The 20,172-nt window shown below is 73.7% G+C and carries 22 protein-coding genes; 15 read left to right on the top strand and 7 right to left on the bottom strand.

Annotated elements, in window-relative coordinates:
* Window positions 1-12: 12 nt before the first annotated feature.
* Window positions 13-222, bottom strand: a complete 210-nt coding sequence (locus ABT160_RS35955) for a hypothetical protein (protein WP_351652194.1) — start codon at window positions 220-222, stop codon at window positions 13-15.
* 126 nt (window positions 223-348) lie between these two features.
* Window positions 349-1,683 (bottom strand): N,N-dimethylformamidase beta subunit family domain-containing protein, encoded by a 1,335-nt coding sequence (locus tag ABT160_RS35950; RefSeq protein ID WP_351652193.1) that lies wholly within the window; start codon window positions 1,681-1,683, stop codon window positions 349-351.
* A gap of 330 nt (window positions 1,684-2,013) precedes the next feature.
* Here ABT160_RS35950 and ABT160_RS35945 point away from each other — a divergent pair, with 330 nt between their 5' ends.
* The 3 genes from ABT160_RS35945 (at window position 2,014) to ABT160_RS35935 (ending at window position 4,561) form a co-directional block, all read left to right on the top strand.
* Complete coding sequence (locus ABT160_RS35945; RefSeq protein ID WP_351652192.1) at window positions 2,014-2,655, top strand: HAD family hydrolase; 642 nt, start codon at window positions 2,014-2,016, stop codon at window positions 2,653-2,655.
* 104 nt (window positions 2,656-2,759) lie between these two features.
* Window positions 2,760-3,941 carry a helix-turn-helix domain-containing protein gene (locus tag ABT160_RS35940; RefSeq protein ID WP_351652191.1) on the top strand — a complete coding sequence of 394 codons (1,182 nt, stop codon included), beginning with the start codon at window positions 2,760-2,762 and terminating at the stop codon, window positions 3,939-3,941.
* A gap of 104 nt (window positions 3,942-4,045) precedes the next feature.
* On the top strand, window positions 4,046-4,561 hold the full coding sequence (locus ABT160_RS35935) for a hypothetical protein (RefSeq protein ID WP_351652190.1): 516 nt from the start codon (window positions 4,046-4,048) through the stop codon (window positions 4,559-4,561).
* Between the two features lie 72 nt (window positions 4,562-4,633).
* On the opposite strand, the gene ABT160_RS35930 is transcribed toward ABT160_RS35935, so the two are convergent.
* Both ABT160_RS35930 and ABT160_RS35925 read right to left on the bottom strand, forming a co-directional pair.
* Window positions 4,634-5,074, bottom strand: a complete 441-nt coding sequence (locus ABT160_RS35930) for a hypothetical protein (protein ID WP_351652189.1) — start codon at window positions 5,072-5,074, stop codon at window positions 4,634-4,636.
* A gap of 80 nt (window positions 5,075-5,154) precedes the next feature.
* Window positions 5,155-5,703, bottom strand: coding sequence for a GNAT family N-acetyltransferase (locus ABT160_RS35925; protein WP_351652188.1), 549 nt, complete (start codon window positions 5,701-5,703; stop codon window positions 5,155-5,157).
* Between the two features lie 218 nt (window positions 5,704-5,921).
* Between ABT160_RS35925 and ABT160_RS35920 the strand changes: the two genes are divergently transcribed.
* Window positions 5,922-7,205 (top strand): choice-of-anchor A family protein, encoded by a 1,284-nt coding sequence (locus ABT160_RS35920; RefSeq protein WP_351652187.1) that lies wholly within the window; start codon window positions 5,922-5,924, stop codon window positions 7,203-7,205.
* A gap of 61 nt (window positions 7,206-7,266) precedes the next feature.
* On the opposite strand, the gene ABT160_RS35915 is transcribed toward ABT160_RS35920, so the two are convergent.
* Window positions 7,267-8,160, bottom strand: coding sequence for an NADP-dependent oxidoreductase (locus tag ABT160_RS35915; RefSeq protein ID WP_351652186.1), 894 nt, complete (start codon window positions 8,158-8,160; stop codon window positions 7,267-7,269).
* An 87-nt stretch (window positions 8,161-8,247) separates the two neighbouring features.
* Between ABT160_RS35915 and ABT160_RS35910 the strand changes: the two genes are divergently transcribed.
* Together ABT160_RS35910 and ABT160_RS35905 are read left to right on the top strand one after the other, a co-directional pair.
* Window positions 8,248-8,826: a TetR/AcrR family transcriptional regulator gene (locus ABT160_RS35910; RefSeq protein WP_351652185.1), complete on the top strand. Its 579-nt coding sequence runs from the start codon at window positions 8,248-8,250 to the stop codon at window positions 8,824-8,826.
* A gap of 91 nt (window positions 8,827-8,917) precedes the next feature.
* Window positions 8,918-9,436, top strand: a complete 519-nt coding sequence (locus ABT160_RS35905) for a hypothetical protein (RefSeq protein WP_351652184.1) — start codon at window positions 8,918-8,920, stop codon at window positions 9,434-9,436.
* A gap of 103 nt (window positions 9,437-9,539) precedes the next feature.
* On the opposite strand, the gene ABT160_RS35900 is transcribed toward ABT160_RS35905, so the two are convergent.
* Both ABT160_RS35900 and ABT160_RS35895 read right to left on the bottom strand, forming a co-directional pair.
* Window positions 9,540-10,349, bottom strand: a complete 810-nt coding sequence (locus tag ABT160_RS35900; RefSeq protein ID WP_351652183.1) for a thioredoxin domain-containing protein — start codon at window positions 10,347-10,349, stop codon at window positions 9,540-9,542.
* A gap of 213 nt (window positions 10,350-10,562) precedes the next feature.
* Window positions 10,563-11,525 carry a LysR substrate-binding domain-containing protein gene (locus ABT160_RS35895; RefSeq protein WP_351652182.1) on the bottom strand — a complete coding sequence of 321 codons (963 nt, stop codon included), beginning with the start codon at window positions 11,523-11,525 and terminating at the stop codon, window positions 10,563-10,565.
* Between the two features lie 303 nt (window positions 11,526-11,828).
* Between ABT160_RS35895 and ABT160_RS35890 the strand changes: the two genes are divergently transcribed.
* Genes ABT160_RS35890 through kynU form a run of 9 tightly spaced genes read left to right on the top strand, consistent with a single transcriptional unit; the run spans window position 11,829 to window position 20,085 of the window.
* On the top strand, window positions 11,829-13,256 hold the full coding sequence (locus ABT160_RS35890; RefSeq protein ID WP_351652181.1) for a 2-hydroxymuconic semialdehyde dehydrogenase: 1,428 nt from the start codon (window positions 11,829-11,831) through the stop codon (window positions 13,254-13,256).
* Window positions 13,253-14,134: a 2-keto-4-pentenoate hydratase gene (locus tag ABT160_RS35885; protein WP_502984362.1), complete on the top strand. Its 882-nt coding sequence runs from the start codon at window positions 13,253-13,255 to the stop codon at window positions 14,132-14,134. Before ABT160_RS35890 ends, ABT160_RS35885 begins: the two co-directional genes overlap by 4 nt.
* The gene (locus ABT160_RS35880; RefSeq protein WP_351652179.1) at window positions 14,131-14,880 is read left to right on the top strand and encodes a 2-keto-4-pentenoate hydratase; all 750 of its coding nucleotides are present in this window, start codon (window positions 14,131-14,133) and stop codon (window positions 14,878-14,880) included. The genes ABT160_RS35885 and ABT160_RS35880 overlap by 4 nt, the downstream gene beginning before the upstream one ends.
* Window positions 14,877-15,305 (top strand): RidA family protein, encoded by a 429-nt coding sequence (locus ABT160_RS35875; protein WP_351652178.1) that lies wholly within the window; start codon window positions 14,877-14,879, stop codon window positions 15,303-15,305. Before ABT160_RS35880 ends, ABT160_RS35875 begins: the two co-directional genes overlap by 4 nt.
* Entirely contained in the window at window positions 15,302-15,871 is a 570-nt protein-coding gene (locus tag ABT160_RS35870) for a 3-hydroxyanthranilate 3,4-dioxygenase (RefSeq protein WP_351652177.1), read from the top strand. The genes ABT160_RS35875 and ABT160_RS35870 overlap by 4 nt, the downstream gene beginning before the upstream one ends.
* Window positions 15,868-16,890, top strand: a complete 1,023-nt coding sequence (locus ABT160_RS35865) for an amidohydrolase family protein (RefSeq protein WP_351652176.1) — start codon at window positions 15,868-15,870, stop codon at window positions 16,888-16,890. The genes ABT160_RS35870 and ABT160_RS35865 overlap by 4 nt, the downstream gene beginning before the upstream one ends.
* The gene (locus ABT160_RS35860; RefSeq protein WP_351652175.1) at window positions 16,887-17,801 is read left to right on the top strand and encodes an acetaldehyde dehydrogenase (acetylating); all 915 of its coding nucleotides are present in this window, start codon (window positions 16,887-16,889) and stop codon (window positions 17,799-17,801) included. The genes ABT160_RS35865 and ABT160_RS35860 overlap by 4 nt, the downstream gene beginning before the upstream one ends.
* On the top strand, window positions 17,798-18,856 hold the full coding sequence (gene dmpG / locus ABT160_RS35855; protein ID WP_351652174.1) for a 4-hydroxy-2-oxovalerate aldolase: 1,059 nt from the start codon (window positions 17,798-17,800) through the stop codon (window positions 18,854-18,856). Before ABT160_RS35860 ends, dmpG begins: the two co-directional genes overlap by 4 nt.
* On the top strand, window positions 18,850-20,085 hold the full coding sequence (kynU, locus tag ABT160_RS35850) for a kynureninase (RefSeq protein ID WP_351652173.1): 1,236 nt from the start codon (window positions 18,850-18,852) through the stop codon (window positions 20,083-20,085). The genes dmpG and kynU overlap by 7 nt, the downstream gene beginning before the upstream one ends.
* Window positions 20,086-20,172 lie beyond the last annotated feature (87 nt).

Genomic DNA, 20,172 nt, shown 5'->3' with positions numbered 1-20,172 from the left:
GCGACGGCTACATCAAGTACCACGGCTGACGCCGTCGGCGGGCTCCGGCACGAACACGCCGGAGCCCGCGCCCGCGTGCCAGCCGCTCGTGGTGCCGTAGGCCGAGGACGTCCCGGTGGAGGTCGCCTTGCTGGTGGTCGCGACGCCGACCGCGATGGTGGTGACGATGCCGGCCAGGACGAGGACGCTGAGGGCGGTGATGACGGTGGTGAGGCGCTGCATGAGGAGCTCCGTCCGCCGGGCCCGGGCGGGACCCGGGCGGTAAAGAGGGGGCAAAATCAACGCTAATCGGACACCGCTAAAGCCCTGGTAAGCGACGATTCCGCCCGCTTTCCTCGCATCGGCGTTTCACGCCAGCATCCGGGCGAGGAGGTTGCGCGTCACGGTCCTGACGTGCTCGTTCCGGTACTTCGGGACGGTCAGGGCCAGCGGCCAGTGGAAGGTGCCCGCCACGAAGACCAGGGTCCCGTCCGGGTGCCGGGTCAGGGCGGTGTTCTGGACGCGCGTCACGTCGCGCTTCCCGCCGTGGTTCTTGTAGCGGTACGGCGACGCCGACAGCAGGGTCACCTCCGCACCCGCCGGGCGCGGCGTCCCGGGTGTCAGGTCGAGGCCGTCCGCCTCGCCGCCGACCAGGCCCGGCAGCTCGTCGCCGTTCCACAGCCCCGTGCCCGCCCACAGCCAGTGGTGGGCCTCGCGCACCACCAGCGGGCGGGGCGCGTCGACGATCCCGTTGTACTGGACGCCGAGCAGACCCTGCTCGGCCTTGGCGCGCCCGGGCCCGACGTCACGCCACAGGGTGGTGGGCCCGTCGCCGTCCGGCGCGGGGTCCGGGCGGTCCTTGTAGCAGGCCACGGTGCGGTGCGGGGCGCCGGAGGCGGACGGCTCCAGGCGGGCGTTCCAGTACACGTTGTTGGCGCCGAGGAAGGCCAGGTGGGTGCGGCCCGCGACGGCCCGCCCGGCCGCCCGGACCATCTCGCCGGACCAGTACTCGTCGTGCCCGGGGAAGACGAGGGCGCGGTGGCGGGCGGGGTCGACGCGCCCCTCGTGCAGGTCCACCCCGCTCGCGTACGTGACGTCGTACCCGGCCTCCTCGGCCCACCGCACGAAGCTGCTGTCCATCTCGAAGAGCCGCGGCACCCCGTCGTGGCTGTAGGGCCGGTCGAAGGACACCTTGTCGGCACGCGCGGCACCCCCGCCCAGCCGCCCCGGCTCGCCGTACCCCTGGTAGAGGCTGGTGCCGGTCTCCCCGTCCAGGGGCCAGGCGTTGTACGCGGCGTACGTCGTGAACGGCAGCACCACCAGGACGTCCGAGCGCCGCTCCGGCTCGCGCACGACGAACGGCGTGCAACTGCGGTGCCCGGTCTCGGAGACGAACACCGCGACGTACAACCCCGAGAGCCAGTCGGCCGGTACGTCCAGGCTCCAGGACGGCTCCCAGGCGCAGGCCACCAGGCGCGAGTCGGGATCCCTGTCCGGTGGCGCCTGGACGACCCCCTCCAGCCACGGGCTCATCACCATCAGCCGCCCGCCCAGGCCGCCGTAGTGGCCCAGGCGGTGCACGGCGACCCGGAACAGCGGCGCCGCGCACACCGACACGTGGAAGCGGATCTGCTCGCCGTGCCCGACGGAGGTGGCGGAGGCGTACCCCTGGATCTCGCGGGTGTCGTCCCTGACCGGCCCCACGGGACCGCGCCCCACCCGCCACCCGCTCGACCCCGCCCGCCGGTTCTCCCGCCCGACGCGCGTGAGCGCACCCGCTTCGGGCGAGCCGGGGGCCGGGGGAGAGGAGCTCCTCGTCGCCCTCCTGACACGGTCGACGGCATCGGCGGTCACGGCCATGCCGGCACAGGCGAGCAGCCGGACGGCGAGACGACGGGGAACAGTGGACACCGCGAGACCTCCGATCCGCGGTGCCCATATGATCAGACAAAAGCTGACATTTAGTGCAGGCGCCACCAAAACGCGTGAGCGGGCGGCTGATCAACGCCCCGGCGCTGGACCTAGGCTCGTGTCGTGATCGATACCGTGGTGCTGGACGTGGGCGAGACCCTCACGCGTGACGACCGCTACTGGGCCCGCTGGGCCGACTGGCTGAACGTGCCCGGACACACCGTCTCCGCCCTCGTCGGCGCCGTCGTCGCGCAGGGGCGCGACAACGCCGACGCCCTCCGCCTCGTCAAGCCTGGCCTGGACGTAGCGGCCGAGTACGCGGCCCGCGAGGCCGCCGGGAAGGGGGAACTGCTCGACGAGAGCGACTTGTACGACGACGTGCGTCCCGCCCTCGCGGAGCTCCGTCGTCGAGGTGTCCGGGTGATCGTCGCGGGAAACCAGACCGCGAAGGCCGGTGCGATGCTCGCGGCCCTGGACCTGCCGGCCGACCTCGTCGCCACCTCCGGCGAGTGGGGCGTGGCCAAGCCCGACCCGCGGTTCTTCGCCCGCGTCCTGCTGGAGTCCGGCGCCGCCCCGGAGCGCACCCTGTACGTCGGCGACCACCCGCAGAACGACACGTTCCCCGCCCGGGCCGCCGGGCTGCGGACGGCCCACCTCAGGCGTGGCCCCTGGGGACACCTGTGGGCCGACGCCCCCGAGCTCATCGCGGCCGCGGACTGGCGGATCGGCTCCCTCCTCGACCTCGCCGACATCGCCCGGCCGTAGAACGCCGGCGACAACCACCCTTCGGTGTGCTGGGTAGTGCCTTTCCCGGGCCGGGCGTCCTCCGCGCGGATACGGTGCGACGGGGAACCCGAATGGAGAACGGCATGCCCGGTGACAGCGCGCTCGAAGTAGGCGGACGCATCGCCGCCATCCGCCAGTCCAAGCGCATGAGCCAGCCCGTCCTCGCCCGCTGCGCGTACCTCTCCCTCGCCACTGTCCGCGCCATCGAGCAAGGCCGGCGCAACCCCAGCGACAGTGCCCTCGAATCCATCGCTGCCGCGCTCGGCGTCGATGCCTCGCGCCTCGCCTCCGGCTACACCGGCACCGAACACCGCGTCCACCTCGCTCTGCCGAGGATGTCCGCCTCGCTCGCAGGGTTCGACTTCCCCCAGGGCCCACCGGCCCGTGACGCCGCGCAGCTCCGCGCCGCGGTGGACGACGCCCTCAAGTGGAGGCTGGCCGCCCAGTACGGCAAACTCGCCCTGGCCGCGCCCACCTTGCTGACCGATACGATCCGCCACCTCCACACGGCCACCGCACGTGACCGTCCCGCGGCGGCCCGCTTCCTTGCCACCGTCGCGCGCGCCGCGGACGCCGTCGCCTACAAGCACGGCGCCCGTGACCTGTCGGCCCGTCTGATCGACCTCATGCGTTGGGCCTGCGAGCACGCCGACGATCCCCTTCTCACCGCCCACACGGCTTACGTACGCACAGAAGTCTTCTTCGCGGCCCGCGAACACCGCGCCGGGCTGCAAGCCCTTGAAGCGGCGCTGGATGAAGCACCCCCGGCCTACGGCACCGCCACGGCGGCCGCCCGGGGCGCCCTGCACATGAGGGCTGCGGTCGTCGCCGCGCGCATTCCGGACCACCACGCCGCCGACACCCACCTTCGCGAGGCCCGACGGCTGAGCGAGACCGTAGGCGAAGGGATCTACGGCGGGACGGCGTTCGGCCCGTCGTCCGTACGCATCCACGAACTGTCCCTCACCGTCGCCATGGGCCAGGCACACGTCAGCCGAGCATTGAAGATCGCCGCGAATTGGAGTCCTCCGGACGACCTCCCCGCTGAGCGCCGCAGCGGCTTCTACATCGAACTCTCGCGCGCCCAACTCTGGGCCGGACGACCCCAGGACGCCTTCGAGTCCCTCAAGGCCGCCAGACGTGTTGCTCCCCAGCACACTCGCGAACACCCGTGGGCCCGGGAGAACGCGGCCACGCTGCGTCGCCTTCGCCGCTCGGGTGCGGAGGAGCTGACCGCGTTCGCCGAATGGGTCGGAGCCCTCTAGACAACCCCTTCGGACGAGTTGGGGTGCTACAGGGTGTGGCACTCGTGATGCTTCGCAGGGGCCACCATCTGGCTGTCCTCAGCACACAGGCAGATGGAGCGGCGATGCGCCAGACACCGACTGAGCAGTACCACCCCCAACCGGACGGAGAGGTCAGCACGTGGCTCGCCAGCGCACTGCCGCACCCCGAGGAAGCGCGAGCGGCATGGCGGCACGGGCTTCGACCGCCGATGATCCCGATGGGCACCCTCTTCGACGCGATTCGCATGCCAGAGCAACTGGTCTACGCGGCCACCGGGCACGACGCGGCTGCTCCGTACTCCATCGCCACCGCACTCTCCCGGTTCGGGCTCGGCCCGGTGATCCGAACCTATGACCATTGGTACTACGCCCTCGTCCCACCGCAGACCGCCGCCCACTGGACATCGCCGCACGCCGTGTGTCGAAGCAGCGGGGCGTGGATGCCCGTCCCGGCGGTGAACCGTACGACCCCGGACCACGCCGTGCACTGGACGATCCCTCCGGCCAGGGCCCGGCACCTGGGACGTCCGGGTGTCGTCGTCGCGTTGCTCGAGCGAGGGGACGCCGCGCTCGAAGACGCTTCGGCCGGCACGGAATGACCGATGGGTACGTCCGGTGGCCGTGACGGGCCATCGGCACTCCGTGCCGCGTTTCTGGACTACCGGCCCGGCTCAACGCCCCCGAGTGCGCTCCAGGTAGTGGTCGTCGACCGCGATCACGTCGTGGCACAGGGCCCGGCCGCGCAGGGTGCCCAGGTTGCCCTTGAGGTGGATCGTGCGGCCGGTGACGCGGTACGTGCCCTGGTTCAGGGCGAGCTTGAACTGCGGGCAGATCCGGTCGTTGCACTGCACGCCCGGCACCAGGGTGAAGCGGCCGTCGCGGGTGAAGGTCAGCTTGCTGGTGTAGAAGGTGATGCCCGGGCGGGACTTGTCCACGCGCTCGGCCCACGAGCCGACCAGCCAGTGCGCGCCGGCGGCCGGGGTGCTCGTGGTCTGCTGCGTCGTGGGGGCGGGGGCGTCGTACGCGGCGGCCGGGGCCGCGAGGGCGCCGGTGGTCAGCAGGGCCGCCGCCGCCACGCCGAGGGCCGCGCGGATCTTCGAGGTCTTGGTCATGCCCGCAGCTTCCCCGGCGCCGAGCCCCGCCGCTCGCGTCCCGCGCGTGTCTCACCCGTTCGCGCCAACGGGCGGTCGCCTCAGTCCCGTACGGACGGTTCCGGGTCGGTGGCCAGGCGGGCGTGGCGTTCGACGTCGTAGCGCACCCCGTCGTACTCCAGCTTCTGGCGCTCGTACCCCTCCACGGTGAAGCCTGCTCCGAGCGCCACCTTGCAGGAAGCGGGGTTGTTGGTTCGGTGCCCCAATTCCAGGCGGAAAAGGTCCAGTTCGTCGAAGCTCCAGCGGCACAGCGCGCGGCAGGCCCGCGTCGCGACTCCCCGGCCCCGCGCCGCCTCGGCGAGCCAGTACGACACGAAACCGGTCCGGTGGTCGTGGTTGACGTTGCCCACCGCCATGTTGCCGAGCAGCGTGCCCGCACCGTCGACGACGGCGAAGTGGTGGGCCTCGCCCGACTCCCACCGCTCGCCGCGGGCGGCGATCCAGCGTTCGGCGTCCTCGACCGCCGCCATGGGTGCGGGCAGCTGCCAGCGGATGCTGGGCTCCGACATCGCCGCCAGTGCCGCCACCGCGTCCGCGGGCGCCCAGGGGCGCATCAGCAGTCCTTCGCCGGCTTGGAGTCGATCACGCATGCGGCGAGTGTCGCTCCGGCCGCCGCGGGCCGCAACGGCTTTGTGGCCTGTGATGTGCGCCACTTGTTGATCATGGCTTAAGGGGGCCTCAGACTCCCTTAAGTCGATATTCACGGGTCAGTCGAGATTGGTCGGAAATATGGTGCGTTGACAGGTGATCAACGAGTAGCGGAGAGTCACCGCACTCCCATCTCCCTTGTCACCACCTGGAGTTCCGCATGCGTACGACCGCAGCCGTCGCCGCGCTCACCCTCACCGGGTCGCTCGTCCTCGGCCTCGCCCCCGCCGCCTCCGCCACCACCGCCTGCGCCACCGAGCCGCTGGGCGTCGCCGGGCGGTACGCGGAGTTCGTCGAGGGGGACTCCACGCGGGTGTCGGACTCCGAGGGCGCCGTCGCGGTGGGCGGCGACGCGCGCTTCGGCGACCCGGCCACCAAGGTGGGCTTCTCGGTGGGGTCCAAGCTCACCGCCGACGACCTGAAGGCGCTTCCCGGCGGCCACAGCCTCGTCGTCGCCGGGACCCTGCACGCCAGCCAGGTCGTCCTCAGCCACGGCACGGGCGTGTACGGGAAGCTGGTCGACGCCTCCGCCGAGGGGCAGTTCGCCCTCGACGGGAAGGCCGCGCAGGGTTCGGCCCCGTTCGACTTCGGCCGGGAGTTCGCCAGGCTCCGCGCGCTGTCCGGGAAGTGGGGCGCGCTGAAGCCCGGCGGCACGGCCACCCCGTCCGGTGCGACCCTCACCCTGGAGGGCGGCGACCCCCGCCTGAACGTCTTCACCGTCGAGGCGTCCGTCCTGGAGAAGGCCGCCGAGATCCGGGTGAAGGTCCCGGCCGCGTCGTCCACGGTCGTCAACGTCACCGGCTCGTCCTACGACATGGGCACCGCCCCGACCCACAGCGTCCTGCTCTGGGACGCCGAGCGAGGGGCGTACGTCCAGGACGACTACGCGGCCGGCAGCCCCGCCTTCAAGCAGCTCCGCTCGCGCCTCCTGTGGAACTTCCCGCAGGCCACCCGGGTCCAGAAGAACTACACCTCCTGGCCCGGCACCCTCTTCGCGCCCGGCGCCGAGGTGCGGCTGGGGGCCAGGACCCCGGGCGGCGAGACCGGTCCCGGCCACGTCAACGGCGCGGTCGTCGCGAAGACCCTCACCAGCGTCTCCGGCGCGGAGACCCACCAGATGCCGTTCCGCGGCTGCCTGCCCACGGGCACCCAGGACACCCCGGCGCCCGGCCCGACCCCGTCGCGGCCGTCGGCGACGCCCGCCAGCCCGTCGCCCAGGCCCCCGGCCGAGGGCCACCCCACCCCGTCGGGCTCCGCGACCCCGTCGCCCGGCGCCCCGGTCCCGCCGCGGGAGGGGAGCGGGGCGCCGAAGCCCCCGACGGGCGACCTGGCCCGCACCGGGTCCGAGGTGGGCCCCGGGCTCATCGGGGGAGCGGTGGCCGCGATCGTGGCCGGCGGCGCGCTGGTCGCCGTGACCCTGCGCCGCCGCCGTACGCGTTCCTGACGTACGCGTTCCTGACGTACGTGCTCCTGACGTACGCGTTCCCGTCGGCCGGCCGGGTCCGTCAGACGACGATCACCCGCCGTCCGCGCGTGTGCCCCGCCTTGCTGTCGGCGTGCGCGAGGGCGGCCTCGGCCAGGGTGTACGAGCGCTCCACCGGGATGTGCAGCTTCCCCGCCGCGATCAGCCGGGACGCCTCCGCGAGCGCGTCGGGGACGCTCCCGGCCTCGCCCGAGAAGAGGACGCCCAGGGCGGGCGCCGAGAAGTCGGCGATGGAGACGACGCGCCCCGGGTCCCCGGTGAGCTCGACCAGTTCGCGGACCACGCCCGAGCCGGCCAGGTCGAGGGCCGCGTCGACCCGGCCGAGCCCCCGCACCCGCTCGACCCAGCCCTCGCCGTACGTCGTCGCCCGGGCGCCCAGCTCCCGCAGGTAGTCCTGGTTGGCGGCGCCCGCCGTGCCGATCACCGCGATGCCCCGGTCGCGGGCGATCTGCAGGACCGCCGAACCGACGCCGCCGGACGCGCCGCTGACCAGCAGGGTCTGGCCCGGGCGTACCCCGGTCTGGCCGATGATCCGCAGGGCGGTCTCCATCACCGAGGGGTATCCCGCCGCCTCCTCGAAGTCCAGGCCCCGGGGCATGGGGGCCCAGGCCGACAGGACGGCGAACTCGGCGTACGTACACGTCCCTTCGCCGAAGACGCGGTCGCCGACCGCGACCCCTTCCACGCCTTCGCCCACCTCGTCCACCACCCCGGCGGCGTCCAGGCCGACCCCCGAGGGGAGCCGGAGCGGGTGGGCGCCGAGGACCTGGCCCTCGCGCAGCCTCCAGTCGACTGGGTTCACGCCCGCGGCGCGGACGGCGATGCGTATGCGGCCCGGGCCCGCGTGGGGCTCCGGGGCGTCTGTGAGGTGCAGGACTTCGGGACCGCCGAACTCGGCGAAGCTCACCATCTTCATGCCGCCGACGTTAACACTAACGGTTAGTGTTTCGTAGTCGGTAGTGTTTCGAATTCGTGAGTATTCCGCATCTGATAGCGTCCGCGCATGAACGAGCCCGCCGGACGTCGCGAGCGCAAGAAGGCCGCGACCCGCCAGAAGATCGCCGATGCCGCGCTGCGGCTCTTCCTGGAACGCGGGTACGACGCGGTCGGCATCCGCGAGGTCGCCGCCGAGGCGGACGTGGCCGTGACCACGCTCTTCGCGCACTTCCCGGCCAAGGAGGCGCTGGTCTTCGAGCAGGACGCCGACTTCGAGCGGCGCCTCACCGAGGCGGTCACCGGCCGCGCGCCCGGCGAACCGCTGGTCCCCGCCCTGCGCCGCGAGGTCCTGGTCATGGTGCGGCACTGCACCGGGGAGGGCGCCGGGCCGGTCTGGGAGATGGTCCTCGCCACCGCCGACCTGCGGGAGTACGAGGAGTCGATGCGGCTGCGCCACACGGAGGCGCTGGCGGCGGCGGTCGCGGCGGAACTGGGCGCGGCGCCGGGCGACACGGCCTGCCGCGCGCTCGCGCGGTTCGTGATCGACGCCTACGCGCTGGCCCGCGAGGCGGACGAGCCCGAGGCCGCCGTGGACGAGGTCTTCCGGATGATCGAGGCCGCCTGGGAGGCCGGGCGGCCGCGCTGAGCGTTCCGAGCCGGGTGCCGCGTCGAGCGTCCCGTAGGAGTGCCGTCGCGCCCTCTTCCCTTACGGGCCAAGGGCGTTGGAGGATTCCCGGATGAATCCGCATGAGACCGAACCGGCGGCCGACGCCGCGGCCGCGTACCTCACGGCGCTCCACGCGAGACTGACCGCCGACAGGTGCACGGTGACCACGCCGCCCTGGAAGGACCGGCGCGTCGTGGCCGGGGCCCGGGCCGACCGCAAGGCCCGCTGGTTCGGCACCAAGGCCGAGCTGTTCGTCTTCGCGGCCGCCGTGCCCGAGGTCGACGCGGCGACGCTGGGGGAGTTCACCGTCTGGGCCATGAGCTACGCCAAGGGGCTGCGGGGCGGCATCCCCGGGGCCCGCAACGCGGCGCTGGTGCTGCCCGCGCTGGTGAGCACGCGGGTGCGTCCCGAGGCGGCGCAGTGGGCGGCCCAGGACGCCCGGATCCTCGACACGACCCTGATCAGCCGCCCCATCACGGTCGAGGCCGCGCCGGACGTGGTGCGGACGACCCTGTACCGGGGGCGGGTCGCCTGGGGCGGCATGTTCACGGGCCACGTACTGGAGAAGGCGGCGCTGTACTTCCCGTGAGGCGACTCCCGTGAGGGCCGGGCCCGGACTTCCCGCGCGGGCGACCCCCTCGGGCCCCCCGCGCGGGCGACCCATCGGGCCACTCCGCGCGGGCTGCCGCGGGTTACTTCGTGACCAGCTTGGTGAAGTCCGCCGGGGAGATCGCCGACTGGGGGCTCGCCACCACGTTCAGCCGCTCGCCGTCCAGGAAGACCGCGGGGGTCCCCGGACGGCCCGGCAGCTTCGCCTTCGCCCAGGCGTCGTCGAGGTGCCGCCCGTTGTCCTTGCCCGCCTTCTTCGCCCACGGGAGGTACGTGCCGTCCTGGACGGCCTTCTTGAAGGCCGCCTGGTCGAGGCCGGGGACCCCGGCGGTCAGCTTCAGGAGCTCGGAGGTGTCGGCGAAGGTGTCGGAGGACTCCTCCGGCTGGTGCTCGTAGAGCGCGGCGTGCACCGCGGCGAACTGCTTCGGGCCCTGGTCCAGAGCGGCGCCCATCGCCGCGAGGGCGTTCTTCGAACCGCCGCCGCCCGTCGCGTCGTCCAGGAACGTCGCGACGTGGTAGCGGACCTTGACCTTCCCCTCGTCCGCCAGCTTCTGCATGGTGGACCCGAGCCCGCGCTCGACGATGCCGCAGAACGGGCAGCGCGGGTCCTCGTAGACGTCGAGGGTGCGCTTGGCGGACGGGTTGCCGTAGACGACGACGGAACCGCCGGACTCCGTGGTGTTCTTCGGCGTGACGAGCGGCCCGTCGGCGGCGGCGGCGCTGCTGCTCGTGTCGCCGTCCTCGGCGCTCACCGTGAGGGCGACCGCGCCGCCCGCCACCAGGACCCCGGCCAAGACGCCGCCGACGACCAGGTGGCGCCGCCGCCGGGCCGCGCGGGCCTGCTTCTCGCGTTCGGCGTGCATCCGCTGGCGTGCGCTTCGGTGGGCAGTCACAGGTCGTCCGTGCTTTCGGTCGTTCTTCGGCGGGCGTTCACCGGCGTACGGTGATCCGTCCAGCCTCGCGGAGGGACGCCCGGGGGAGTAGGGGCGTAGGTCACCCGCGGCCGAGCCGAAAGACCACCGGGCCTCACGGAACCCTTACAACGCCCCCCCGCCCCGACGCCCCCGCCCCGACGCCCCCGCCCCGACGTCCCCCGGTCCCGGCAGTCAGGTTCCCCCCGGGCTGCCGTCTCCCGCCCCCCGCCCCAACGTTCCCCGCAGCAGCGCCGCCTCCTCCTCCAGGTGTTGGAGGAGGGCCTGGAGTGCCGGGGTGCGGGTGCGGTGGGATGCTTCCGTCGTGCCCACCGTGCGGCCCACCGAGGGCAGTTCGACCGGGAGCGCCGCCAGCCGTTCGTCGTCGCGCAGCACCAGTTCCGGCAGCAGCGCCACCATGTCCGTCTGGAGCAGCAGGGCCCGCATCGTCAGGATCGACGTGCACTCCACCCGGTCCACCGGCAGGGCCAGGCCCCGCTCCACGAACAGTGCCCCCAACTCCTGTCGCAGCGCGGTCTGTTCGACCGGCAGGATCCACGGGAAGGCGAGCGCGTCGGTCAGGGTGGCCGCCGCGTCGTCGAGCAGCGGGTGGCCGGCCCGTACCGCCAGCATGATCCGCTCCCGGTAGAGCATCCGCTGGTGCAGCCGCTCGCCCTCCTTGGGCGCGGGGCCCACCCGGCCCACGATCACGTCCAGTTCCCCGCCGAGCAGCGCCGGGTGGAGCACGTCGAGGGTGCCCTCCCGCACCACCACCGTCAGGCGCGGGCGCTCGCGCTTGAGCCGGGCCACCGCGCGCGGCAGCAGCACGTTGGCGCCCGCGAACAGGGTGCCGACGGTGACCGTGCCCTCGTGGCCCTGGCGCAGTCCCTCCAGGTGCTCCCCGGCCCTGCGCACCTCGGTGATCACCGCCCTGGCGTGCCCGGCCAGCGCCTCCCCGTACACCGTCGGGCGCATCCCGCGCGGCTCGCGCACGAACAGCGGCAGGTCCGCGATCGCCTCCAGCTCCCGCAGCGTGCGCGTGGCGGCGGGCTGGGTCAGGTGCAGGGACTCCGCCGCCCGCGCCACGGCGCCGTGCTGCACGATCGCGACCAGGAGCGTGAGGTGCCGGAACTTCAGCCGGCCGTCCAGGAGGTCCAACGCGAACCGCTCCTTCCGGGGCGTTCGTTGCGGAAGTGCTGCCGGGGGTGTCGGGAGTACGTCGGGAGTGCGTCCCGCGCATGACGTCGTTGCGGCGGTGTGGACCCCCGTGAACCGCCCACGAACCGCGTACGAACCGGACGCGAACCCCGTGCGCGGCGCGCCACCGACCCTCCCATACCCGGATCGATATGGGAACTACACCAATCGGCATTGGTTCGGCATACCCGAGTCGGCGCATGATGCCTGCACGCTCCGGGGGCGACGAACCGAAGTCCCCGGCCTGGCAAGGAGGTCAGCAAGGTGAGCTCACCCGTGCGGCACTACGTGGGAGGCGGGTTCGACGCGTCCGGCGAGCCGTTCCCGCTCGTCGACCCGGTCACGGGACGCACCGTCGGAGAGGTGCCCGGCGCGTCCGCCGACCTGGTCGACCGCGCGGTGGGCGCCGCCCGGGACGCGCTGCGCGGGCCGTGGGGCGCGTGGAGCCCGGCCGACCGCTCCCGGGTGCTGCACCGGATCGCCGACGGTATCGAGCGGCGCTTCGAGGAGTTCGTCGCCGCCGAGTGCGCCGACACCGGCAAGCCGCGCGAACTGGCCGCCACGGTCGACATCCCGCGCGCCGTCGCCAACTTCCGCGCCTACGCCGACCTGCTCGCGGGCCGCGCCGAGCAGTCCTGGCACACGGTGACCCCGGACGGGCGCGGCGCGCTCAACTACACGGTGCGCAAGCCGCTCGGCGTGGTCGCGGTCATCTCCCCCTGGAACCTGCCGCTGCTGCTCCTGACCTGGAAGGTCGCGCCCGCGCTGGCCATGGGCAACACGGTGGTCGCCAAGCCCTCCGAGCTGACCCCGGGCACGGCCTGCCTGCTCGCCGAGGTGACCGCCGAAGCGGAACTGCCCCCCGGCGTCTTCAACCTCGTCCACGGCGAGGGCGCGAACGCCGCCGGGCAGTGGCTGACCGAACACCCGGGCGTGGACGCCATCGCCTTCACCGGCGAGTCCGGCACCGGCACCACGATCATGCGCGCCGCGGCGGCCCGCCTGGCGCCCGTCTCCTTCGAACTGGGCGGCAAGAACGCCGGCCTGGTCTTCGCCGACGCCGACCTGGAGCAGGCGGTCGCGGGCACGGTCCGCTCCGCCTTCACGCACAGCGGCCAGGTCTGCCTGTGCACCGAGCGGCTGTACGTCGAGCGGTCCGTGTTCGACGAGTTCGCCGGGCGGCTCGCGGAAGAGGCGCGCAAGCTCAGCGGCTACGGCCCGATGGTCTCCGCGGCCCACCGCGACAAGGTCCTCGGCCACCTGCGCGGGGCCGCCGCCGACGGCCGGGTCCTCGCGGGCGGCGGCGCGCCGCGCTTCGACGACGAGCGCGACGGCGGCTTCTTCGTCGAGCCGACCGTCCTGACGGGCCTGCCCGAGGACCACCCGGCGGTACGGGAGGAGATCTTCGGCCCGGTCGTCCACCTGGCCCCCTTCGACACCGAGGAGGAGGCCCTGGCGCTGGCCAACGCGGGCGAGTACGGCCTCGCGGCCACCGTCTGGACCGGCGACCTCGCCCGCGCCCACCGGGTCGCCCCCGCCCTGGAGGTCGGCATCGCCTGGGTCAACACCTGGAACCTGCGCGACCTGCGCACCCCCTTCGGCGGTGTGAAGGCGTCCGGCATCGGGCGCGAGGGCGGCGACCACTCCCTGGACTTCTTCTCCGAGCCCATGAACGTGTGCGTGAAGCTGTGAGCACGACGACCGGTCCCGTGACCTCCGCCGCGAACGACCCCGTACGGACCGCCGCCGAGCGCATCGAGCGGGCCTGGCGCACCGGGGTGCCCTGCGCGCCCGTGCGCGACGTGCTGCCCGCCGGCGACCTGGACACCGCGTACGCCGTGCAGTCCCTGCTCACCGACCGCCGGCTCGCCGAGGGGCGCCGGGTCACCGGCTGGAAGATCGGCCTGACCTCCGCCGTCGTACAGGAACAACTCGGCGTCGACACACCCGACTTCGGCGTCCTGCTGGACGACGCGGTGGTGCCCGACGGCGCCGACCTGCCCTGGGGCACGGTCCTGCAGCCCAAGGCCGAGGCCGAGGTCGCCCTGGTCCTTGAGCACGACCTGACCCACGAGCGGCACACCGTCGCCGACGTCATCCGGGCCACCGGCTTCGCCCTGCCCGCCATCGAGGTCGTCGGAAGCCGCATCCGCGACTGGGACATCACCGCCGTCGACACCATCGCCGACAACGCCTCCAGCGGCGCCTACGTGCTCGGCACCCGGCCGGTGTCCCTGCGCGACCTCGACCTGCGCACCGCCGGAATGGTCCTGGAGCGCCGTGGCGAGCCCGTCTCCACCGGCGCGGGCGCCGCCTGCCTGGGCCACCCGCTGCACGCCGCCGTCTGGCTCGCCGACACCCTGGTCCGCCTCGGCCACCCGCTCAGGGCGGGGGACACCGTGCTCACCGGGGCGCTCGGGCCCATGACGGCCGTCGCCCCCGGAGACGTACTCGAAGCGCGCATCGAAGGACTCGGCTCCGTCCGCGCGGCCTTCGGCACCGACGCGGACGCGGCCGGTACGGGGAACCCCGACGCGGCCGGTACGGAACAGCAGGAGGCACGACGATGAACGTCCAAGCGGTCGCCGAACGGCTCGATGACGCCGCCCGCGAGGCCCGCGCGCTGCCCGGCGGGACCACCGGACTCACCACCACCGACGAGGCGTACGCCGTCCAACAGGCCCTGGTCGCCCGGAAGGTGGCCCGCGGCGAGCGGATCACCGGCTTCAAGCTCGGCTTCACCAGCGTGGCCAAGATGCGCCAGATGGGCGTCTCCGACCTCATCCACGGCCGCATCACCGACCGGATGGAGGTCGCCGACGGCGGCAGCCTGGACACCACGCGCCTCATCCACCCGCGCGTGGAGCCGGAGGTGGCCTTCCTGCTCGGGGACGTGCTGCGCCCCGGCGGCGACCCGTCCGCCGCCGTCGCAGCGGTGGCCCCCGCCCTGGAGGTCATCGACTCCCGCTACGACGGCTTCCGGTTCTCGCTGCCCGAGGTCATCGCAGACAACACCTCCGCCGCCGGGTACGCCCTCGGCCCCTGGAGCGCCCCCGGCGACCTGGGCAACCTCGGCGTGCTCCTGGAGCTCGACGGCCGCCTCGCGCAGACCGGGTCCACCGCCGCGATCCTGGGCCACCCGCTGCGCGCCCTGGCCGCCGCCGCCCGGCTCGCCGGGGAACTGCCCGCGGGCACCGTCATCCTGGCGGGCGCGGCCACCGCCGCCGTACCGCTGCCGCCCGGCACCCACGTGCGGGCCACCGTCGCGGGGCTCGGCACCGTGGCCCTCACCACCGACAAGGGCGTGACCGCATGATCGTCCCCGGCGCCGCGGAGCCCCGCGGCCGCTTCCCCCACCTGCGCCGCGCCGGCGACCTCGTGTACGTCTCCGGCACCAGCTCCCGCAGGCCCGACGGCACCTTCGCCGGCGCGAGCGCCGACCCGATGGGCGTCACCGACCTCGACATCCGGGCCCAGACCCGCGCGGTCATCGAGAACATCGGCAACCTGCTCGGCGCGGTCGGCGGCGGGCTCGGCGACCTGGTGTCCGTCACCACCTACCTCGTCAGCATGAACGACTTCGGCGGCTACAACGAGGTCTACGCGGAGTACTTCGACGAGACGGGACCGGCCCGCACCACCGTCGCCGTCCACCAACTCCCGCACCCCCAGCTGCTGATCGAGATCAGCGCCGTCGCCCACCTGCCGATCAGCGGCACGAACCAGGAGCAGCCCGCATGACCATGCCCCCGTTCAACCTCCACGCGTGGATCGAGGAGCACCGCCACCTGCTCAAGCCGCCCGTCGGCAACGTGCAGATCTGGCAGGACGCCGACCTGATGGTGACGGTCGTGGGCGGCCCCAACCGGCGCACCGACTTCCACGACGACCCGATCGAGGAGTTCTTCTACCAGCTCGAGGGCGACATGGTGCTGCGCGTCATGGACGAGGAGGGCAGCCCGCCGCGCGACGTGCACATCCGCGAGGGCGACGTCTTCCTGCTCCCGCCGCACGTGCGCCACTCGCCGCAGCGTCCCGAGGAGGGCAGCATCGGCCTGGTCGTGGAGTTCGCCCGGCCGCAGGGCAGCCGCGACGCCTTCGAGTGGTACTGCATGGACTGCCACCACCTGGTGCACCGCAGCGAGGTGCAGCTCACCTCGATCGTCGACGACCTGCCGCCCGTCTTCGACGCCTTCTACGGCGACGAGTCGGCCCGCACCTGCCAGCACTGCGGCGCCGTGCACCCGGGCAGGGAGTGGCCCGAGGCGCTGCGCCCGCGCACCCGCAGGGACGGGGCGGGCGCATGACCGTCGTCGACACCCACGCGCACGTCTTCCCCGAGATCGGCCGCGCCGAGTCGCGCCTGCTCACCGGCTCCGACGAGGGCCCCTGGCTGCGCACCTCCGACGGCCCCGACGCCGGGATGATGATGTCCGGCGCCCGCGAGTACCGGCCGGTGCGCCGCACCCTGTGGGACCCGGCCGAACGCGTCGCCGACCTGGACCGGCTCGGCGTCGACGTGCAGGTGCTGTCCAGCACGCCGCTGATGTTCGGATACGGCCTGGAGACCCGGCGGGCCGCCGACTGGTGCCGCATGGTCAACTCCCGCATCCTGCACTACAGCTCGTACGCCCCCGACCGGCTCGCCCCGCTCTGCCAGGTGCCGCTGCAGGACACCGAGGCGGCCTGCGAGGTCGTCACCGAGGCGATGCGCCAGGGCTTCCGCGGCGTGCACATCGGCAACCACCTGGGCGACCGCGACCTCGACCACGGCGCGCTCGTGGAGTTCCTCGCCCACTGCGCCGAGCAGGACGCCGCCGTCCTGGTCCACCCCTGGGACCTGCCCACCGGGCCGCGCTTCTCCCGCTACATGCTCGCCTGGCTCGCGGGCATGGCCGCCGAGACGCACCTGACGATCCTGTCGCTGATCCTGTCCGGCGCCTTCGAGCGGCTGCCCGCCTCGCTGCGGCTGCTGTTCGCGCACGGCGGCGGCAGCTTCCCGTACCTCCTCGGGCGCGCCGACAACGCCTGGCACCGGCGCGACCTGGTGCGCGCGGACAGCCCCAGACCCCCGTCCGCGTACACCGAGCGCTTCTCGGTCGACTCGGCGGTCTTCGACCCCGGCGCGCTGCGCCTGCTCGTCGACGTGATGGGCGCGGAGCGGGTGCTCCTCGGCTCCGACCACCCCTTCCCGCTGGGCGAGGAGGAGATCGGCCGGCTGGTGCGCGAGAGCGCGCTGACGGACGACGAGAGGTCCGCCGTGCTCGGCGGCAACGCCGTCCGCTTCTTCGGACTGCACCACCTGGTGAAGGAGGGCGCCCGATGAAGGCCGCCGTCATCGGATCCGGAAACATCGGGACCGACCTGCTCATCAAGATCATCCGCGGTTCGGGCGCGGTCACCGCCGCCGCGATGATCGGCATCGACCCCGACTCCGAGGGCCTCGCCCGGGCCCGCCGCCTCGGGGTGCCCACCAGCGCCGACGGCGTACGGGGCCTGATCGCCCTGGACGGCTTCGCGGACGTCGACGTGGTCTTCGACGCCACCTCCGCCGCCGCCCACCACGCCAACGCCGAGGCCCTCGCGCCGTACGGCAAGACCCTGATCGACCTGACCCCCGCCGCCATCGGCCCCTACGTCGTGCCGCCCGTCAACCTCGACGAGCACCTGGACGCCAAGAACGTCAACATGGTCACCTGCGGCGGCCAGGCCACCATCCCCGTCGTCGCCGCCGTCTCGCGCGTCGCCCCGGTCCACTACGCCGAGATCGTCGCCTCCATCGCCTCCCGCTCCGCCGGACCCGGCACCCGCGCCAACATCGACGAGTTCACCGAGACCACCTCCCGCGCCCTGGAACAGGTCGGCGGCGCCACCCGCGGCAAGGCCATCATCGTCCTCAACCCGGCCGAGCCCCCGCTGCTGATGCGCGACACCGTGCACTGCGTCACCGACGACTGCGACACCGACCGAGTGGCGCAGTCCGTACGGGAGATGGCGGCGTCCGTCGCCGCGTACGTGCCCGGCTACCGGCTCAAGCAGGAGCCCCAGTTCCGCACCCTGGCCGCCGACGACCCGCTCGTCGCGCTCGGCGGCGGCGGACGCCTGCTGGTCTCCGTCTACCTGGAGGTCGAGGGCGCCGCCCACTACCTGCCCGCCTACGCCGGGAACCTCGACATCATGACGTCCGCCGCGCTGCGCACCGCCGAGCGCCTGGCCGAACGGAGCCCGGCCCGATGACCCGCGTCTACGTCCAGGACGTCACCCTGCGCGACGGCATGCACGCCGTCTCCCACCGCTACACCACCGACCAGGTCCGCGCCATCGCCGCCGCCCTGGACGCCGCCGGCGTCGACGCCGTCGAAGTCGCCCACGGCGACGGCCTGTCCGGCTCCTCCGTCACCTACGGACCCGGCGCCCACACCGACTGGGAGTGGCTGGAGGCCGCCGCCGACGTCCTGGAGCGCGCCCGGCTCACCACCCTGCTGCTGCCCGGCATCGGCACCGCCGAGGACCTGCGCCGCGCCCACGCGCTCGGCGTCACCTCCGTGCGCGTCGCCACCCACTGCACCGAGGCCGACATCTCCGCCCAGCACATCGGCCTCGCCCGCGAACTCGGCATGGACGTCTCTGGCTTCCTGATGATGTCCCACATGGCCGAGCCCGCCCTGCTCGCCCGCCAGGCCAAGCTGATGGAGTCCTACGGCGCGCACTGCGTGTACGTCACCGACTCCGGCGGGCGCCTCACCATGGACGGCGTGCGCGACCGCGTCCGCGCCTACCGCGACCTCCTGGACGACACCACCGAGATCGGCATCCACGCCCACCACAACCTCGGGCTCGGCGTCGCCAACAGCGTCGTCGCCGTCGAGGCCGGCGCCCTGCGCGTCGACGCCTCGCTCGCCGGACAGGGCGCCGGCGCGGGCAACGCCCCGCTGGAGCCCGTCGTCGCCGTGTTCGACCTGATGGGCTGGGAGCACGGCTGCGACCTCTTCCCCCTGATGGACGCCGCCGAAGCGCTCGTACGCCCCACCCAGGACCGGCCCGTGCGCGTCGACCGCGAGACGCTCACCCTCGGCTACGCCGGGGTCTACTCCAGCTTCCTGCGGCACGCCGAGGCCACCGCGGCGCGCCACGGCCTCGACACCCGCGACCTCCTCGTCGAGGCCGGCCGCCGCGGGCTCGTCGGCGGCCAGGAGGACCTGCTCACCGACATCGCGCTCGACCTGGGCGCGTCCACCGCCGGCCCCACCGGCACCGCCCCTTCGTGTACCGAGGAAGTACCCGCATGCTGAACCAGCGCGCCGCCGCGCTCGACGCCGCCGACCCGCTCGCCCGCGTCCGCGACCGCTTCACCCTGCCCAAGGGCGTCACCTACCTCGACGGCAACTCCCTGGGCGCCCTGCCCGCCGCCGTCCCGGCCGCGATCGAGGACGCCGTCCACCGCCAGTGGGGCACCGACCTCATCCGCTCCTGGAACGCCAACGGCTGGTGGGAGGCGCCCGTCCGCACCGGCGACGCCGTCGGCCGCCTGATCGGCGCCGCCCCCGGCCAGGTCGTCGCGGGCGACTCCACCAGCGTGCAGCTCTTCAACACCCTGGTCGCCGCCGCCCGGCTGCGCCCCGGCCGCCGCCTGCTGCTCACCGACCCGGACCACTTCCCCACCGACCAGTACATCGCCGACTCCGTCGGCCGCCTGCTCGGCCTCGACGTGCGCCGCGTCCCCGCCCGCGAGGCCGCCGCCGTGCTGGCCGCCGAGGGCGAGCAGGTCGCCGTCGCCGCGTACGCCCCCGTCGACTACCGCACCGGCGAGCTGTACGACATGGCCGCGCTCACCGCCGCCGCGCACGCCGCCGGAGCCCTGGCGCACTGGGACCTGTGCCACGCGGCGGGCGCGCTGCCGGTGCGACTCGACGCGATCGAGGCCGACTTCGCCGTCGGCTGCGGCTACAAGTACCTCTCCGGCGGCCCCGGCGCCCCCGCCTTCGCCTACGTCGCCCGCCGCCACCAGCAGGACTTCGACCACCCGGTCACCGGCTGGCACGGACACGCCGCGCCCTTCTCCATGTCCGGTGACTACGCCCCCGCGCCCGACATCACCCGCGCCCGCATCGGCACCCCGCCGCTGCTCTCGCTGGTCGCCCTGGAGGCCGCGCTCACCGCGTTCGACGGCGTGGACATGGACGACGTGCGCACCAAGAGCCTGTCCCTGACCGGGTTCTTCCAGGAGTGCGCCGACGAACTGCTCGACGGGCTCGGCTTCACCCTGGCCACCCCGCGCGAACCGGAGCGCCGCGGCAGCCAGGTCGCGCTGCGCCACCCGGAGGCGTACCCGCTGGTCGCCGCGCTCACCGCGCGCGGCGTCATCGGCGACATGCGCGCCCCCGACCTGCTGCGCTTCGGCTTCAACGCGCTCTACCTCACCCACGCGGACGTCCTGCACGCCGTGGAGGAGCTGCGCGCCATCGCGACCTCGGGCGCCCACCGGGCCGCCGAGTTCCAGGAGCGCCCGACCGTCACCTGACGGCCCCGGCACCCCACCGACGGGATCCCCGGCCGGTCCGGCCCCCACCGGACCGGCACCCCGTCACCCGTGCGCGACGCACACCCC

This window comes from Streptomyces sp. NPDC001941, from assembly GCF_040296945.1.
Taxonomy (GTDB): Bacteria; Actinomycetota; Actinomycetes; order Streptomycetales; family Streptomycetaceae; genus Streptomyces.
Note: the sequence above shows the minus strand (reverse complement) of the source record. Positions and strands in the feature narration are given on the sequence as shown.